The sequence below is a fragment of the Streptomyces sp. NPDC107521 genome (assembly GCF_055598485.1).
This window is the reverse complement of sequence record NZ_JBVKAT010000002.1, coordinates 354,231-370,594: the sequence shown is the minus strand read 5'-3', so window position 1 is coordinate 370,594 and position 16,364 is coordinate 354,231. Positions and strand designations below refer to the sequence as shown.

Genomic DNA, 16,364 nt, shown 5'->3' with positions numbered 1-16,364 from the left:
AGCATAGGCGGGCGCGACACTCCCGCTGGTCTTTGCTCGTCCTTTACCATGGGTGGGAAACCCAGGGCGCCCGGCTGGTACCGGAGCCCGTCGACCCCGTTAAGGAGTCCCGTTCCGTAATGGAGCCCCCTAGTACCGGCCGTGCCGCGGCAGGCCCGCAGTCGACCCCGTCCCCGTGCGAGGGAAGCGGAGCGGCGCGGTGACCGAGATCCTGCTGCTCCTGCTCGCCCTTCTGCTCACCCTGGCCTGCGCGGTCTTCGTCGCGGCCGAGTTCTCCCTGACCACCGTCGAGCGCGGTGACCTGGAACGGGCCGCCGAGTCCGGCGAGCGGGGCGCCGCCGGTGCCCTGCGGGCCGTGCGCGCGCTGACCCTCCAGCTCTCCGGCGCCCAGCTCGGCATCACCGTGACCTCCCTGGTCATCGGCATGCTGGCCGAGCCCTCGCTCGCCGCGCTGCTGCGCGGCCCGCTGGCCTCGGCCGGTCTCGGCGGCGCGGCCGGCACGGTGGCGACCGTGCTCGGCGTGGCCGTGTCCACCGTCGTCCTGATGGTCGTGGGCGAGCTGGTCCCCAAGAACTGGGCGATCTCCCGGCCGCTGGCCGTCGCGAAGGTCGTCGCCGGGCCGCAGCGCGGCTTCACCGCCGCCTTCGGCCCGTTCATCCGCCACCTCAACGACACGGCGAACCGGTTCGTCCGCCGCTTCGGCCTGGAGCCCGCCGAGGAGCTGGCCTCCGCCCGCAGCCCGGAGGAACTGGTCGCCCTCGCCCGCCACTCGGCCGCCGAGGGGGCCCTGGAGGCGGACTCGGCCGAGCTGTTCGTGCGCACCCTGCACCTGAGCGAGCTGACCGCCGAGAACGTGATGACCCCCCGCGTCGACGTCAAGGCCCTGGAGGCGCACGCCACCGCCGCCGACGCCGCGAACCTCAGCCATGCCACCGGCCTGTCCCGCTTCCCCGTCTACCGGGGCAGCCTGGACGAGGTCATCGGCACCGTGCACATCCGGCACGTCCTGGCCCTGGCGCCCGAGCTGCGCGCCGGGACCCCGGTCACCGACCTGGCCACCGCGCCGCTCCTGGTGCCGGACAGCCTGCCCGCCGACCGGCTGCTGGAGCGCATGCGCGCCTCCCGCACCATGGCCGTCGTCATCGACGAGTACGGCGGCACGGCGGGCGTGGCGACCGTGGAGGACATCGTCGAGGAGGTCGTCGGCGAGGTCCGCGACGAGCACGACCCCGTCGAGACCCCCGACCTGCTGCCCGCCCCCGCCGCCGCGGACGGCCGGGCCGCCTGGGACGCCGACGGCTCCCTGCGCCTCGACCTGATCGCCCGGATCGGCCTCACCGCCCCCGACGGGCCCTACGAGACCCTGGCCGGCCTGCTCGCCACCCGGCTCAAGCGCATCCCCGCCCGGGGTGACGCGGTCGAGCTGGACGGCTGGCGGCTGGAGGTGGTCGACGTCGACCACCACCGCGCCGACCGGGTCCTGGTCACCGCCCCGGCGCCCGCGCCCGCGGAACCGGCCGGGCCGGTGGCCGCGCCGGTGGCGCCGCTGCGGCCGGAGGCCGTCCGATGACCGCCGTGAACCTGCTGATCGGCGCGCTGACGCTGCTGACCAACGCCTTCTTCGTGGGCGCCGAGTTCGCCCTGATCGCCGTGCGGCGCAGCCAGATCGAGCCGCGTGCCGCCCAGGGCGACAAGCGGGCCCGGATGACCCTGTGGGGCCTGGAGCACCTGTCGGCCGTGATGGCCACCGCCCAGCTCGGCATCACCGTCTCCTCGCTGGTGCTCGGCGCGGTCGCGGAACCGGCCATCGCGCGGCTGACGGAGCCGGTCTTCGAGGCCGTCCGGATGCCGCAGGGCCTGGTCCACCCGGTGGCCTTCGCCATCGCCCTGGCCCTGGCGACCTATCTGCACATGCTCATCGGCGAGATGATTCCGAAGAACCTCGCGCTGGCCGCCCCGGCGACCACCGCGCTGCTCCTCGGCCCGCCGCTGGTCGCCCTGACCCGGGCGCTGCGGCCGGTCGTCTTCGGCATCAACGCCTTCGCCAACAGCCTGCTGCGGCTGCTGCGCGTCGAGCCCAAGGACGAGGTCGGGGCCGTCTTCACGGACGACCAGCTCGCCCGCATGGTGGTCGACGCCAGCGAGGCCGGGCTGCTCACCCAGGGCGACGGCGAGCGGCTGCGCGACGCCCTGGAGCTGGGCACCCGTCCGGTGGGCGAGATCCTCGTCCCGATCCCCCGGATGCGCACGGTCGCCCACACGGTCACCCCGGCCGAGCTGGAGCGGGTGGCCGCCGATGCGGGCTACTCCCGCTTCCCGGTCACCGGTCCCCAGGGCACCCTGCTGGGCTACCTGCACATCAAGGACACGCTCGGCGTCACCGAGCGCGACCGGCCGTTCCCGCGCGGCGCCGTGCACGGGATCACCCGGGTGCGCATCGACACGCCGCTCGACGACACCCTCACCGCCATGCGCGCCGAGGACTGCCACCTGGCGGCGGTCACCGGGGAGACGGGCGCGGTGCTGGGCTTCGTGACGATGGAGGACGTGCTGACCGAGCTGGTGGGCCCGGCGCCGGTCACCGGCTGACCGGAGCGGCTGACCCGGCCGGCCGGTCGGCCGACCGGACCGGCGTCCCGGTCAGCCGGTCCGGCGGCCAGTCGGTCAGCCGGTCCGGCGGTCCGGTTCGGTCCGGCGGTCCGGTCCGGTCGGTCGGACCGGTCCCGGCTCCGGCCGGACGGATCCGCACACACGGCCGGGCCGTCGCTTGTCTGTGTCCGCCGCGAGAGGTTTGCGGGCCTCGCGACTAGAGTTCCGGTCGCGGGGAAACCGGAGACCCCGGGGCGGACCACGCAGCGATCCGACGGTCCGCGGAAAGGGACGCATGCCCTCGGAGAACGGGCGGGACGCCGACGGCGCCGCCCCGGTCGCCGACCGGCTCGACGACGACCGGTACCCGGCGTACACGATGGGCCGGGCGGCGGAGCTGATCGGGGCGACGCCCGGGTTCCTGCGGGCGCTCGGCGCGGCGCGGCTGATCACCCCGACGCGGTCGGAGGGCGGCCACCGCCGGTACTCCCGCGAGCAGCTCCGCCGCGCCGCCCGCGCCCGTGAGCTGGTCGACCGGGGCACGCCGATCGAGGCCGCCTGCCGCATCGTCGGCCTGGAGGACGAACTCGCCGCGCAGCGGCGGGTGAACGAGGAACTGCGCCGCTCGGCCGGGTCCGGGGAATCGGGCGGCGGGCGGCGGATGAATACCTGACGCCGGTGGCACAGCTCTCCGCCGACCGCCGGGAAAACAACCCGGAATTCCCGGCCGGTCCGTGATTTTGCCCGTGCTTTCGCCGCCGTGCGGCGCGGGGGTTCCGTGCTACTGTCGGTGAGAGTTGCAGGTGTGGTTGCCCTTTGTGTTACCGGGATTCCCGGGCAGGTGATCATCGCAGCGATGAGAAGGTCCGCACGGTGCGGGCCTCCAATACTGCCTAGGAGTAAATGTCATGGCATCCGGTACCGTGAAGTGGTTCAACGCCGAAAAGGGCTTCGGTTTCATCGCGCAGGACGGCGGCGGCGCCGACGTCTTCGCCCACTACTCGAACATCGCCACCCAGGGCTACCGTGAGCTCCAGGAGGGCCAGCGGGTCAACTTCGACGTCACGCAGGGCCAGAAGGGCCCGCAGGCGGAGAACATCGTCCCCGCGTAACACTCACGCGCTGCGCGCCCCGGCGCGCACCGCAGGCAAGGGCCCGCACCGTTCGGTGCGGGCCCTTCCGCGTGCCCGGACGCGGGTGCCGCCCGGCGGGCGGGGGTGTGCGGCCGGGCGGGGTGTGCGGGCGTCCGTCCCGGGGCCGGCGCCGGGACGGGGCCGCCACCCCCGGGCGGAGAGGCCGCTCCGGGCCGCTCCCCCGGCAGGCCCGTCCGGCACCGCTCGGGGAGGTCCTTCCCGGGCCGCTGGACGAGGCCCTTCCGCGTCCGGCGGGTCCCCCGCGTCCGGCCGGGGTGCCTGTGCCGGCCAGGGGTTTCTCGCGCGGTCGGGGGCCTCCGCGTCAGGGTCGGGAAGGGGGCGCCGGGGTCCCGGGGAGGGGGGCACGGGAGAAGCGCGGACGGGGGCGGGCGGGCGGTCGCGCCGGCCGGAGCCGGTGACGACCGCCGCCCTGGCGGACCACCGGCGGGGACGACGACCGGCCGGGACGACCACCGGCCAGGACGGGGCGGCGCGCGCAGGACGCCGGGGCGGTCACCGGCGGGACGGCTGCCGGCGGGACAGGGGTGCGGGAGCGGCCGTCGCCCGGGTCCCGACGCCCCGCCGCCCCCGTCCGGAGGGCTCCCGAGGGTGCGCCCCCGTGCGCGCGGCGTGACTTTGCCGTCTCTTTGCAACCCGGTGCCGGGCCGCCTCGTCTCTCCGCTCGATCCGTGTCCCGCCCGCCCCGCCGTACACCGGGGCGGGCGGGCCGACCGACGAAAGAGAGCGACCCGATGCGCCGAACCGTCCTCAGTGCCGTGGCCCTCGCCTGCACCGCCGTCCTGGCGGGCGCCGTACCCGCGTTCGCCGACGGGCCGACCGCGACCCCCAGCAGCCCCCCGGCCTCCGCCGCGCCCGCCTCCGACGGGCCCAGCCTCGTGCCGAGCCCGTCGGCGACCGTCTCCGCGTCCACCGACGCCTCCGCCGCGCCCGTCCCCGCGGCGACCCCGTCGGTGACCTTCTCGTCCCCGCCCGTCGGCTCCGCCGAACCGTCGCTCGTGCCGGGCAGCGAGGGCGGCCAGGTCCCGGTCGTCCCGAAGGGCGCCCCCGACACCGGTGCGACGGAGCCCGCCGGTTCCGGCGGCGGCCCGGCCGTCGCGGGAGCCGGGGCGGCGCTGCTGCTCGCGGGCGGCGCGACCGCCTTCGTCGTGCGCCGCCGGCGGGCGACGGGCGCGTGACCCCGTCCCCCGGGCGCGCCCTGGCCGCCGCGGCGCTGGCCCTGCTGCTCGCGGGCTGCGGCACCGGCGGCACGGGCGGCTCCGGCGGGCCGGACACCGGCGGCGGGCGGTCCGCGCGCCCCGGCGGCACGGCCCCGGCGGCCTCGCACACCACCGGGACGCCGACGCCCGCGGGGCCGGTGGCCCGCTCCGCTCCGGTGGGGCTGAGCATCCCGGCCATCGGCGTCGACACCCCGGTGATCCCGCTGGGCCTGGCGGCGGACGGCACGGTCGAGGTGCCGCCGGTCGCCGCGGACGACCCCGCGGGCTGGTACCGGCACTCCCCGACCCCCGGCCGTACCGGGCCGTCGGTCCTCCTCGGCCACGTCACCGTCGGCCGCTTCGGCGACGGCGTCTTCCGGCATCTGGACCGGCTGCGCCCGGGGGACCGGGCGGTGGCGCGCCTGGAGGACGGCACGGCGGCGGAGTTCACCGTCACCTCGGTGCGTACGGTGGCGCGGTCCGCCTTCCCCACCGAGGACGTCTACGGCGACGTGGACCGCCCCGAGTTGCGGCTCATCACCTGCGGCGGGCCGCGCTCGGGGGACGGCTACCGGGACAACGTGATCGTCTTCGCGAAGCTGACCGGTGTCCGCCCGCGCCCCTGACCTGCCCCCGGGCACCCGCTGCCCCCGCCGACCGACCGACCCTGGAGAGCGTTGAAACGGTCCCGTGACACGGCGGCGTCCGAGCTGTTCGCCGCCCTGTACCCGCGCCTGGCCGGCTGGTGCCGCCGTCTCGTCGACGACGACGAGACGGCCCACGAGATCGCCTCGGAGGCGTTCACCCGGCTCTGGGCCCGCTGGACCGCCGTCGAGGAGCCGCGCGGCTTCCTCTACGTGACCGCCGCCAACCTCGTCCGGGACCACTGGCGCAAGCTGGAGCGCGAGCGGCGGGCGGTGCGCCGGGTCACCGCCGAGGCCGCCGTCCGCCCGCACTCCGAGCAGGCCGACCCCTCGGTGCGGCTGCTGGTGCAGTCGCTGCCGGAACGGCTGAGGGTCCCGATCCTCCTCCACTACTACGCTGACATGCCGATCCGGGAGGTGTCCGTGCTGACCGGGCGCAAGGAAGGAACCGTCAAGTCCGATCTCCACGCCGCCCGCGAACTGCTCCGCGTCCATCTGAGGAGAAGCCTTGACCACACGCCGTGACGACGACCCGGCGCGGGAACCGGCGTGGCGGGGGCCGGGACGGGAGGCGGACCGGATGCCGGGGGCCGACGAGGGGCCGCGGGACGACGACCCGCTGCTGGTCGTGCTGCGGCCGGGCGGCGACTACCTGGGTCCGCCGCCCGGCCGCTACGAGGCGATCCGGCGGACCGCGGCCCGCCGCCGGGCGCGCCGCGCCGCCGCCGGGATCGCGGCGGCCTGCGCCGCGGCGGCCGTCATCGCGCTGCCGCTGCGCTGGGCGGGGACCGGCGAGCCCGTCCGGCCCGCGGTCCCGCTGGCCCCCGCGGACCCGGCGCCCGCGCCGCCCCCGTCGCCCACCCCGCTCCCGGCGTCGTCCTCCGCCCCGCCGGTGACCCCGTCCCCCGAGCTGACCGTGCCCGGGGCGGGCACCGCCGGACCCGCCGACGGCGCGGGGACCCCGGACGGCGCGGAGCCGACCGGCGGCGCCGGGGCCACCGGCGGGGCGGCGGCGACCGGCGGGGCGGCGGCGACCGGCGGGGCGGCGACCGGGGCGACGACCGGGGCGGAGGCCACCGTCGGCCCGGGGGCCACCCGGGCGCCCGGCGAGGGCACCCCGTCCGCCCCCGGCGGGACGGTGTCCGCCGCCCCGTCCGCCCCCTCCTCGGCCCCGGCGGGGCGTCCGCTGCCGCCCGTCACGTTCTCGCCGTCGCCGAGCGCCACTGGTACAACCGGGTGGTGATCTACCACGTCGTACCGCTCGCGGAATGGACCGCCGACCCGGGGCGACCCTACGCGCCCGCCTCCCTCGCCGACGACGGCTTCGTGCACTGCTCCCCCGACGGGGCGACCGCCCTCGCCGTCGCCGGGGCCTTCTACCGCGCGGCCCCCCGGCCCCTGGCGGTGCTGGTCGTCGACGAGCACCGCCTCACCGCGCCCTGCCGCTGGGAGGCCCCGGACCCGGCCCCGCCGCCCGGCGTCCCCGACGGCACCCGCTTCCCCCACGTCCACGGCCCCCTCGACCGCGAGGCCGTCGTCCGCGTCCTGCGGGTGCGCTGGGACGAACGGGACCGCCCGACGGAGCTGACGCCCCCGGACTGACCGGACCACCGGTGTCCGGAAGCGGGCGCCGCTCCCCGGCGGGCCCGCCGAACACGCCGTTCTCGCAACGGAGTTCGCATGTTCGCCCTCGGTGTGCCGACGGTAGCTCACCGTGTCCGGAACGGTGGGCGCAAACGCCCCTTTCCCGCCAACGGCCCCCGTTCGACCACCCCGATCCGGCCATCCGTCGCCGTGTCCCCGCCGGTGGGGCGGGGGGCGGTGGCGGGGGTGGGCCCGGGGGCGTGGGGGCGGGGGGAAGGGGGTTTCGGGGCGGGCGTCGATTTTCGGACGGAAAGACGCCCGTCTTTGCCGCCGCCACCGGGTTGGATCAACAATATTGACAGGCTTGCTGCGTAAGTCACGGCGTGATAGTGGCCATCGTGCCGCTCACGTTGAGGACCTCATGACAGGCCGGTGCCCGGCGGCCGGTGGCCGGCGTGCCCGGCTTTCCGCACGTCACTTCCATGGTCACGGTGTCTTTCTCGCGGATCTCGATGGGGGTCACCCAGTGGTAGTCCTGGTTACGGAAGGTCTCCAGCGCGATGGTGGTGATCTTGCGGTCGCCGAAGGAGATCGTCAGCACGCCCTCGTCGCCCTGGAAGTTGGCGACGACGATGTCCGTGACGCTGAAGACGCTGTTCTCGGGGACCTCGTAGGTGCCGGCGGCCGTCCGGCCGCCGGCCGTCTTCTGGTCGATGGTCGTGGAGAACTGGCCGCCGCCCGCACCGCCCGCGCCCGGACCCGCCGACGTGCCCTGCCCCTGCCCCTGCCCCTGGCCCTGGCCGCCGGGCTGGGCGCCCGGGCCGCCGCCCGAACTCGGACCCGTGCCGGTGCCCTCGCCGGTGCCGGAGCCCGTGCCGGTGCTGGCGGACGGGCCCCCGGCGGGGGTCGGCCGGGGCTGGACCGCCTTGGTGGCCGCCTCCTCGGCGGCGCTGCGCACGGTCGGGCGGACCAGCGCGAACCAGGCGAGCAGCAGGGCCAGCAGCACCGCCAGCACCGCCAGCAGCCACTTGGGGAAGACGGGGATCTGCACGAACTCCGCGTCCAGCGGCGCCCGTACCTCCTCCGGCACGGTGCCCGGGGCGGGGGACCCGCCCGCGCCGTCCGCCGGGACGTCGGCGACCTCCACCGTGAACGGCCACACCACCGGGGAGCCGAACCACACCGGCCTGCCGGTGCGCACCCGCAGCCCGGTCTCCGCCGACTCGCCCGGCTCCAGCGGCGTCCGCTCCGGGGCGAAGGCGAACTTCAGCTCCTCGCCCTGCTGTCCGGCCGTGAAGCCCACCCGCACCGGGGCGTTGCCCTGGTTGCGGACCGCCAGCCGGTACCGGCCGCGCAGCCAGCCCCGGCGGCGGCGCGGGGCGAGTTCGGCGCGCAGCTCCCGGAACTCCTCGACGTGCACGGTGGTTTCGAGGACCCGTACCGCCTCCGGGTGCTCGGCGGGCAGCACCCGCACGCCGAGCGGCACGTCCCCGGCGCGGACCTCCGGTGAACGGGGCGGGTCCAGCCGGATCGTCACCGTCTCCGAGGTGCCCGGATAGAGGGAGACGCGGGCGGGCTCGACGGTCGCCCACGCCGCGCAGTCACCGACGATCTCCAGACCGTACGCCTCGACGATGTCGCTGTCGTTGCGGACGGTCACGCCGGTCGTGGCGGTGCCGCCCGGGGCCACGGTCACCGCCGGGAGGTCGAGACCTGGAGCACCGGGGCCGGAAGAGGCTGCAGAAGGCGTCACACGGCCACGGTAGGGGGGTGCCCGAGGGCTCGACGAGGAGCGCGAGGGCAACACCGGGGCAGTCGTGATGCCCGGGAAGCGACGGAGGCGCCCGCACCGGAGCGGGGGCCGGACAGAGCCGTCTCCAGTGGATGCGGCGCGCACGGGGGGGCCGTGCCGTTCCCGCGTCACCCACGGAAACCACAGGACAGGTAACACATGCCACGCTCTCAGAGCTTTCCGGGCTCTCAGGACGCCGCTCCGGCCGTGTCCGCCACCGTTCCCCACGTCCCGGTCCAGGCCGGTTCCGCGCCCCGGACCACCGGTCCCGCACCGGCCGGGCAGGACCGCGCCCGCGCGGAGCACCACCGTGCCGACCGCCACCGTGCCGACCGCTCCCGCTCCGAACACCCCCGCGCCGACCGGCCGGAACGGGTGACCGTCGCGGTGTACGCCGCCGACCCGGTGCTGCGGGTCGGCGTCGTCCAGCAGTTGCGGTCCCGTCCCGAGGTCGACCTGCTCGCCGACGCCGACGCGGAACGCGCCCACGCCTCCCTCGTCGTGGTGGACGGCGTGGACGACGACGTCGCCGCCCTGCTCGACCAGTTGCGGTACAACACCGCCACCCGCACCGGTCTGGTGGTCGGCACCCTCGGGCCGGGCGCGCTGCAACGCGTCATCGAGTGCGGGGTGGTGGCGGTGCTGCGCCGCGCCGAGGCCGACCAGGACCGGCTGCTCCACCTGGTGCTGGCGATGGCCAACGGCGAGGGCGTCCTCCCCGGTGACCTGCTCGGCAAGCTCCTCACCCATGTCGGCGGGCTCCAGCGCTCGGCGCTCGACCCGCGCGGACTGTCCCTGCTCACCACTCGCGAGGCGGACATGCTGCGCCTGGTGTCGGAGGGCATGGACACCGCCGAGATCGCCCGCACGACCGCCTACTCCGAACGGACCGTCAAGAACGTGCTGCACGAGGTGATGACCCGGCTGCAACTGCGCAACCGGGCCCACGCCGTGGGCTACGCGCTGCGCAACGGGCTGATCTGACGGCCCCGCGGGAAGCGGGCACTGCCCGAACGCACACCGCGCGCTTCCCCGGAGACGGCCCCCGGCGCCCTGCCGCCCCCGCACCCGGGCGGGCAGGGTGGCCGGGGGCACCCCTTGGTGCCGCACCGGACAGCGAGGGGAACTGTGATGGGAACCGCTGGCCCTGGCGGGCGGCGCCGCCCGGGCGGGTTCGGCGCCGCGCTGCTGCTCCTGGTCCCGCTGCTCGGGGTGTCGGCGTCCGGGCAGAGCAGCGCCGGTCCCGGGCCCGCGCCGCGTGCCGCCGCGGTGGCCGCCCCGGACATCCGCATCGCCTTCGCCGGCACCCGGCACCGCAGCCTCGGCCGGGTCGCCGACGACACCCGCAGCGATCCGCTGTTCGGCGGGGGGCCGGCCCACTTCGACACCCAGCCGTCCGCCCTCGGCGACACCCTCGTCTTCACCAGCCGCCGCGACGAGCGGACCGCCCAGGTCTATCTGCGCGCCCCCGACGGCTCCGTCCGCCGCCTCACCAGCGGCCGTACCGCCGCGCACCCCCGGCTGACGCCCGACGGCGGGGCCGTGGTCTTCGACTCGGCCGAGCCCGGCGGGCCCGACGGCGGCGGCCAGCGCGACCTGTGGCTGGTGCGCACCGACGGCACCGGGCTGACCCGGCTCACCGACACCCCCGGCGACGAGGAGCATCCCACCGTCTCCCCGGACGGGGGCCGCCTCGCGTACTCCGGGGACGACGGCACGTACGCCGGGCGGCAGATCCTGGTGCGCCCGCTGGCCGGGGGCGAGTCCGTGCGGGTCAGCGACCCCGCGGGCGGCGCGGCCACCGAGCCGGTCTGGAACCCGGTCGACGACCCCGCGCACCGCGGCCTGATCGCCTACACCGCCACCGCCCCCGGGCAGCGGACCTCCCGGCTGCGGGTGACCGACGGGACCACCGACCAGCCGCTGCTCGCGGGCGCGCAGGCCGACTGGGACACCCACGGGGCGGCCTGGCTGCCCGACGGGAACCAGCTGCTGTTCCTCAGCCCCGACCGGACCTGCGACTGCGAGGGCGACTGGAGGCACGTGTTCCGGACGACCGCGCACTCCGCGGACACCCCGGAGGTGGTGCTCAGCGAGGACCGGGAGATCACCTCCCCCACCTGGCTCGGCCCCCTCTACGGCGGTGGCACCGTCGTCGAGCGGACCACGGCGGCCGGTCCCGACGGCCCGCACGTGGCGACCCTCCAGGACATCCGGGGCGACGGCTCCGACCCCCGCGACCTGGGGCTGACCGTCCTCACGGAGGACCCGGCCGCCGACACCAACCTCGACCCGGAGAAGAACCCGCTGTTCCGGCCCGCGCCCGGCTACGACCCCTGGCACGAGCGGCAGAGCTACACCCCCGACGGACGCCGGATCGTGGTGACCCGCTTCGAGACCGTCGACGGCAAGCGGATCGAGCGGATCTGGCTGGTGGACGCCGACGGCGCCAACCCGGCCCCCATGCCGCTCGCCGGGCGCGGGCCCGAGGACTGGGACACCGATCCCGCGTTCTCCCCGGACGGCAGGTTCCTCGCCTTCACCCGGACCTCGCCCGGCCGCTCCGACGACACCGCGGGGCCCCGCCGGGTGCTGGTCGCGGACGCCGCCACCGGGGAACTGCTCGGGGAGGTCGTCCCCCCGGCCGGACAGTTCGCCGGGGACGACGCCCAGCCCGCCTGGTCCCCCGACGGAACGGTGCTCGCCTTCACCCGCCGACAGGTGATCAACGGGAACGGCGGCAACAAGCACATCTGGACCGCGCCGGTGGACGACCTGACCCGGCAGCGCGATCTGAGCGCCGCCGTCTGCCCGGGGGAGTGCGAGGTCATCGACGACAGCCCGGCGTTCTCCCCGGACGGCCGCGGCATCGCCTTCAACCGCAAGAACGGCGCCGGCCTGGTCGACGAGCGCAACGGCATCCTGCTGGTCTCCCCGGAGGGCGACGGCTGCCGGGTCCTGCTGCCCGTCGCCGCCCGCGGCACCGACGACGGCTGCCGCCGCGAACTGCCCGAGGCCACCGGGCCCTACCAGCCCCGGGACGCGGCCTGGACGGCCGACGGCACCGGACTGGTGATCAGCGCCCGGCCCGAGCCGGAGCCCAACTCCCCCGAGGACCTGAAGCTGCTGGACATCGAGTCCGGCGCGCTGACCCGGATCACCGGCGGGCTGCCGGGACGGCAGAAGGAGCCGAGCGTCCAGCAGTGGGTGGACCTCGCGGTCCGCGCCCCCGCCACCACCGGTGAGGTCACCGTCGGGGAGACCACCACGGTCCGCGTCGAGATCGTCAACCAGGGTCCGGCCGCCTCGCCCGGCACCCGGCTGACCGTCGCCCCGCCGCCCGGAGCCCGCGTCACCGGGCTGACCCCGCCGGACGGCGTCTGCGACCCGGAGTCCCTCCAGTGCGACGTGGGCGTGGTGCCGCCGGGCGCGGCCGTGCCGGTGGACGTGACCCTGACGGGGGTCGCCCCGGGGGACGCGCCCGTCGACTGGTCGGTCACCGGCGCGGTGCTCGACCCCCGGCCGGAGGACAACGCCGGGCGGACGGTGGTGCCCGTACGGGAGGCCCCGGAGCCCACCCCGACCCCGACGGACACCCCGACCCCGACGGACACCCCGACCCCGACCGGCACCCCCGGGCCCACCCCGACGCCGACCCCGACCCCGACCCCGTCGGTCCCGGTGCCGCCCGTGCCCACGCCGTCCGTGCCCACGCCGCCCGTGCCCTCACCGCCCGTGCCCGTGCCGCCACCGCCGCCCGCGCCCCGGGCCGGACCGGGCGTGCGCGTCACGGCGCAGCCGAACCCCGGCTACGTCGGCGGACGGATCGTGGTCACCTACACCGTGCGCAACGGGCGCGACGCGCTCGCCACCGGGCTCCGGCTGCGCATCGGCCTGCCCCCGGGCGTGCCCGGCAACGGGCCGCCGCCCGGCTGCGACGCCTCCTGGGTGTGCGCCCTGCCGGACCTGCGGCCCGGCGCGAGCGCCGTGCTGACCGTGGTGCTCAGCCCCCGCAGGGCGTTCACCGGCGAGGCCACCGCGGTCCTCACCACCACCGGCACGGACGCCGACCCGCGCGACAACACCGCCCGGCAGCGGCTGCGCGTCCTCCAGCCGCGCATCGTGGCCGTGCCCGCCATCGGCAAGCCCGGCTTCGTCACCTCGGTGCGCGGCAGGGACTTCCCGCCGGGGGTGCCGGTCCGGTTCGCCTGGAAGCCGGGGATCACCGCGGCGGCGGCGCCCACCGTGCCGCTGGCCGACGGCACCTTCATCGGCCAGCTCCTGATCCTGGCCAAGGACCGGACGGGGCCGCGGACCATCACCGCCCGGGGCCCCGGGTTCTCGCCGGTGACCACGGACTTCCTGGTGGTCAGCGGCACCGTCCAGCCGCCGGACGAGGTGAACCGCCGGTGATCCACGAGGTGGACGAGGCGCTGCGGCGCCTGCTCGCGGAGTCCGGCCTGGAGGCGTCCGGCGTCGACGTCGTCTTCGACGCCCCCACCCGGGACTGGGCGGCGCGCCGCAGCGCCCCCACGGTCTGCGTCTTCCTCTACGACCTGCGGGAGGACGCGGTCCGGCGCGGCAGCGGCACCGAGGAGGTGTACGACGAGGAGGGGCACCTCGTGGCGCGGCGCTCCCCGCCGCGCTGGTTCCACCTCACCTACCTGGTCACGGCGTGGGCGGGCCGCCCGCAGGACGAGCACCGGCTGCTGTCCCAGGTGCTCGCCGGTCTCGCCGCCGCCGACACCCTGCCCGCCCGGCTGCTCACCGGCACCCTCGCGGAGCTGGGCCTGACCGTGGCGCTGGACACCGCCGGGACCGGGCTGGACGCGCCGGAGGCCGCCGACGTGTGGTCGGCGCTCGGCGGTGAGCTGAAGGCGTCGCTCGGGGTGCGGGTGCGGGCGCCGCTCGCGGGCGTCACCCGGGCCGTCGCGCCGCCGGTCACCGAGGGGCTGGTGGTCCGCGCCGCCCGGCGCGTCGACGGCACCTCCCGGGGCGGCGAGGACGGCGGTGCGGAACCGGGGCGGCGGCTGCGCTACACGGAGACCGGCGACCCGGGCGCGGAGGGCTTCACCGCCCCCAGGGACCGGGGACCCGCCCCCGCCCGCCGCCGGGGGGAGCGCCGGCCGTGACGCACACCGTGCTGCCGGGGGGCCGTGCGCGGGACGGCGCGGAGGACCGGGACCGTCCGGAGGACCGGGACGCCCGCGCCGGTACGGAGGGCGCCGCCGGTGCCCCGGACGCCCCGTTCCCGTCGGGTGCCGCCGGTGACGGCGCCGCCGTCGGCGATCCCGGGCACGGGGCCGCGTACCTCTGGGAGCGGCTGGCGGCCGTCGAGGAGCGGGTGCGGCGCGCGGTGGCCGCGCGGCGGGCCGCCGACCCCGATCCCGACGACCCCTACCGGGGCCAGTACCTCTCGCCCGCCGCCGCGGCCCGGCTGCTGGACGAGCCGGGCGGGCTCGGCCTGCCCGCCCACGACGCCCCGCACCCGCCGCCCGGTTCCGTGCTCGGCGTCCTCGCCCGGCGGTTCGGCCTCGCCCCGCTCGACCTGGACCTGCTGCTGGTCGCCCTCGCCCCCGATCTGGACGCCCGCTTCGAGCGCCTCTACGGCTACCTCCACGACGATCTGACCCGCCGCCGACCCACCACCGGGCTGGCCCTGGAGCTGTGCGGGCTCTCCGGGATCTCGCCCGCCCGCTTCCGGTTCGCCCCCGGGGCGCCGCTGGTCACGGGCGGTCTGCTGGAGGTCGCCGACCCCGGGCGGCCGCCGCTGTCCCGGGCGCTGCGGGTCCCCGACCGGGTCACCGCGCACCTGCTGGGCGACGCCCGGCCCGACGCCCGGCTCGCCGGGGTGCTCGCCGACGTGCCCGGGGACCCCACCGCCGACCCGGCCGCGGCCCGCCGGGTGGCCGACGCGGCCGGCGCGGGCGCCGGGCTGGTCCAGGTGCGCGGCCTGGGCGGCGACGCGGCGGGCCTGGCCGTCGCCGCGCTGGGCGCCGCCGGGCCGCCCCCGCTGGTGCTGGACGCGGCGGCGCTCTCCCGGCGCTCCGCCGACCTGCCGGAACTGGCCCGGGTCGTGGCGCTCGAGGCGCGGCTGACCGGCGCCGGGGTCGTCCTCGGGCCGCTGGAGGCGCTGCCCGAGCCGCCCGCCGAACGCGCCCGCGCCCTGGGCACGTTGTGCGCCGCGCTGCGCGGGCACCCCCTGGTGGTGCACGGGACCGGCGGCTGGGACCCGGTGTGGGCGGCCGACACCCCCGTCGTGCTCACCGTGCCCGCGCCCGCTCCCGAGCGGCAGGCCGAGCGCTGGCGGCACGCCCTGGAGCGGGCCGCCGACGGCCTCGCGCCCGGCGGCGCCGGGGAGACGGCCGGTGACGCCGAGGCGCTCGCCCGCGCCGTCGCCGCGCACCGGCTGGACGGGGGCCAGGTGCGCCGCGCCGCCGACGCGGCCGTCCGCACCGCCGCCCTCGCGGGCCGCCCGGTCACCCCGGAGGACCTGCGCACCGCCGTGCGGGCGCAGAACGGCGCCGGGCTCGACCGGCTCGCCCGCCGGGTGGAGCCGGGCGTCGGCTGGGACGACCTGGTCCTGCCCCCGGCCACCCACCGGCGGCTGCGCGAACTGGCGCTGCGGGCCCGCCACCGCGAGCGGGTCCTCGGGCAGTGGGGGATGCGGCCCGGCGGCGGGCGGGGGCGCGGGGTGATCGCCCTGTTCGCGGGCGGATCGGGCACCGGGAAGACCATGTCGGCCGAGGTCGTCGCGGCGGACCTGGGCATGGACCTGTACGTCGTCGACCTGTCCACGGTGGTCGACAAGTACGTGGGGGAGACCGAGAAGAACCTGGAGCGGATCTTCACCGAGGCGTCGGCGGTCAACGCGGTGCTCCTCTTCGACGAGGCCGACGCGATCTTCGGCAAGCGCGCGGAGGTCAAGGACGCGCACGACCGGCACGCCAACATCGAGTCGGCGTACCTGCTCCAGCGGATGGAGTCGTTCGACGGGATCGCGGTGCTGACCACCAATCTGCGGGCCAACCTGGACGAGGCGTTCACCCGCCGACTGGACGTGGTGGCCGACTTCCCGGTGCCCGACCCGGACCAGCGGCGCGCCCTGTGGGACCGCTGCCTGGGCGACCGGCTGCCCCGGGGCGGCGACCTCGACCTCGACTTCTGCGCGACCCGCTTCGAACTCGCCGGCGGCTCCATCCGGGCCTGCGCCCTCACCGCCGCCTATCTGGCGGCCGAGTCCGGGACGCCGCTCACCATGCGGGACCTGATGGCGGCGGTCGCACAGGAGTACCGCAAGCTGGGCCGCCTGGTCCTGGAGACGGAGTTCGGCCCCTACCTGGCGGCCGCGACGGGGGCGTGACGCGGCCGCGACGGGCCGGGCGCGGACTCCCCGCCCGGCCGC

Annotated in this window: 14 protein-coding genes; 13 read left to right on the top strand and 1 reads right to left on the bottom strand. The window is 77.2% G+C overall.

The window, feature by feature from the left end; translation table 11 throughout:
- Positions 1–199: 199 nt before the first annotated feature.
- The 9 genes from ACZ7LB_RS04710 to ACZ7LB_RS04670 all read left to right on the top strand — a co-directional run bounded on the left by ACZ7LB_RS04710 (position 200) and on the right by ACZ7LB_RS04670 (position 7,185).
- Positions 200–1,570 (top strand): hemolysin family protein, encoded by a 1,371-nt coding sequence (locus tag ACZ7LB_RS04710; RefSeq protein WP_471465378.1) that lies wholly within the window; start codon positions 200–202, stop codon positions 1,568–1,570.
- Positions 1,567–2,589: a hemolysin family protein gene (locus ACZ7LB_RS04705; RefSeq protein ID WP_471465377.1), complete on the top strand. Its 1,023-nt coding sequence runs from the start codon at positions 1,567–1,569 to the stop codon at positions 2,587–2,589. Before ACZ7LB_RS04710 ends, ACZ7LB_RS04705 begins: the two co-directional genes overlap by 4 nt.
- Before the next feature lie 295 nt (positions 2,590–2,884).
- Entirely contained in the window at positions 2,885–3,262 is a 378-nt protein-coding gene (locus ACZ7LB_RS04700) for a MerR family transcriptional regulator (protein WP_471465376.1), read from the top strand.
- Between the two features lie 235 nt (positions 3,263–3,497).
- Positions 3,498–3,701 (top strand): cold-shock protein, encoded by a 204-nt coding sequence (locus ACZ7LB_RS04695; protein ID WP_471465375.1) that lies wholly within the window; start codon positions 3,498–3,500, stop codon positions 3,699–3,701.
- 773 nt (positions 3,702–4,474) lie between these two features.
- Complete coding sequence (locus ACZ7LB_RS04690; RefSeq protein WP_471465374.1) at positions 4,475–4,918, top strand: sortase-dependent protein; 444 nt, start codon at positions 4,475–4,477, stop codon at positions 4,916–4,918.
- A complete protein-coding gene (locus tag ACZ7LB_RS04685; RefSeq protein WP_471465373.1) occupies positions 4,915–5,565 on the top strand; it encodes a class F sortase in 651 nt (216 codons plus the stop codon). The genes ACZ7LB_RS04690 and ACZ7LB_RS04685 overlap by 4 nt, the downstream gene beginning before the upstream one ends.
- Positions 5,566–5,616: 51 nt before the next feature.
- Positions 5,617–6,108, top strand: a complete 492-nt coding sequence (locus ACZ7LB_RS04680) for an RNA polymerase sigma factor (RefSeq protein WP_161226016.1) — start codon at positions 5,617–5,619, stop codon at positions 6,106–6,108.
- Positions 6,092–6,826: a hypothetical protein gene (locus ACZ7LB_RS04675; protein WP_471465372.1), complete on the top strand. Its 735-nt coding sequence runs from the start codon at positions 6,092–6,094 to the stop codon at positions 6,824–6,826. Before ACZ7LB_RS04680 ends, ACZ7LB_RS04675 begins: the two co-directional genes overlap by 17 nt.
- Entirely contained in the window at positions 6,823–7,185 is a 363-nt protein-coding gene (locus ACZ7LB_RS04670) for a DUF952 domain-containing protein (RefSeq protein ID WP_471465371.1), read from the top strand. Before ACZ7LB_RS04675 ends, ACZ7LB_RS04670 begins: the two co-directional genes overlap by 4 nt.
- A gap of 358 nt (positions 7,186–7,543) precedes the next feature.
- Here ACZ7LB_RS04670 and ACZ7LB_RS04665 read toward each other — a convergent pair whose 3' ends face one another.
- Positions 7,544–8,920, bottom strand: coding sequence for a COG1470 family protein (locus tag ACZ7LB_RS04665; protein WP_471465370.1), 1,377 nt, complete (start codon positions 8,918–8,920; stop codon positions 7,544–7,546).
- A gap of 246 nt (positions 8,921–9,166) precedes the next feature.
- Here ACZ7LB_RS04665 and ACZ7LB_RS04660 point away from each other — a divergent pair, with 246 nt between their 5' ends.
- The 4 genes from ACZ7LB_RS04660 to ACZ7LB_RS04645 all read left to right on the top strand — a co-directional run bounded on the left by ACZ7LB_RS04660 (position 9,167) and on the right by ACZ7LB_RS04645 (position 16,322).
- Complete coding sequence (locus tag ACZ7LB_RS04660) at positions 9,167–9,943, top strand: helix-turn-helix transcriptional regulator (RefSeq protein WP_471465369.1); 777 nt, start codon at positions 9,167–9,169, stop codon at positions 9,941–9,943.
- Positions 9,944–10,090: 147 nt separating this feature from the next.
- Positions 10,091–13,372: a hypothetical protein gene (locus tag ACZ7LB_RS04655; protein WP_471465368.1), complete on the top strand. Its 3,282-nt coding sequence runs from the start codon at positions 10,091–10,093 to the stop codon at positions 13,370–13,372.
- Positions 13,369–14,091 (top strand): Pvc16 family protein, encoded by a 723-nt coding sequence (locus ACZ7LB_RS04650; protein WP_471465367.1) that lies wholly within the window; start codon positions 13,369–13,371, stop codon positions 14,089–14,091. Before ACZ7LB_RS04655 ends, ACZ7LB_RS04650 begins: the two co-directional genes overlap by 4 nt.
- 191 nt (positions 14,092–14,282) lie before the next feature.
- Positions 14,283–16,322 carry an ATP-binding protein gene (locus tag ACZ7LB_RS04645; protein WP_471465603.1) on the top strand — a complete coding sequence of 680 codons (2,040 nt, stop codon included), beginning with the start codon at positions 14,283–14,285 and terminating at the stop codon, positions 16,320–16,322.
- The last annotated feature ends 42 nt before the right edge of the window (positions 16,323–16,364 follow it).

What these genes read in the sequence shown, in the direction of transcription:
- ACZ7LB_RS04705 (WP_471465377.1), top strand. Translation starts at nt 1,567, where the DNA reads ATGACCGCCGTGAACCTGCTGATCGGCGCGCTGACGCTGCTGACCAAC.
- ACZ7LB_RS04700 (WP_471465376.1), top strand. Translation starts at nt 2,885, where the DNA reads ATGCCCTCGGAGAACGGGCGGGACGCCGACGGCGCCGCCCCGGTCGCC.
- ACZ7LB_RS04695 (WP_471465375.1), top strand. Translation starts at nt 3,498, where the DNA reads ATGGCATCCGGTACCGTGAAGTGGTTCAACGCCGAAAAGGGCTTCGGT.
- ACZ7LB_RS04690 (WP_471465374.1), top strand. Translation starts at nt 4,475, where the DNA reads ATGCGCCGAACCGTCCTCAGTGCCGTGGCCCTCGCCTGCACCGCCGTC.
- ACZ7LB_RS04655 (WP_471465368.1), top strand. Translation starts at nt 10,091, where the DNA reads ATGGGAACCGCTGGCCCTGGCGGGCGGCGCCGCCCGGGCGGGTTCGGC.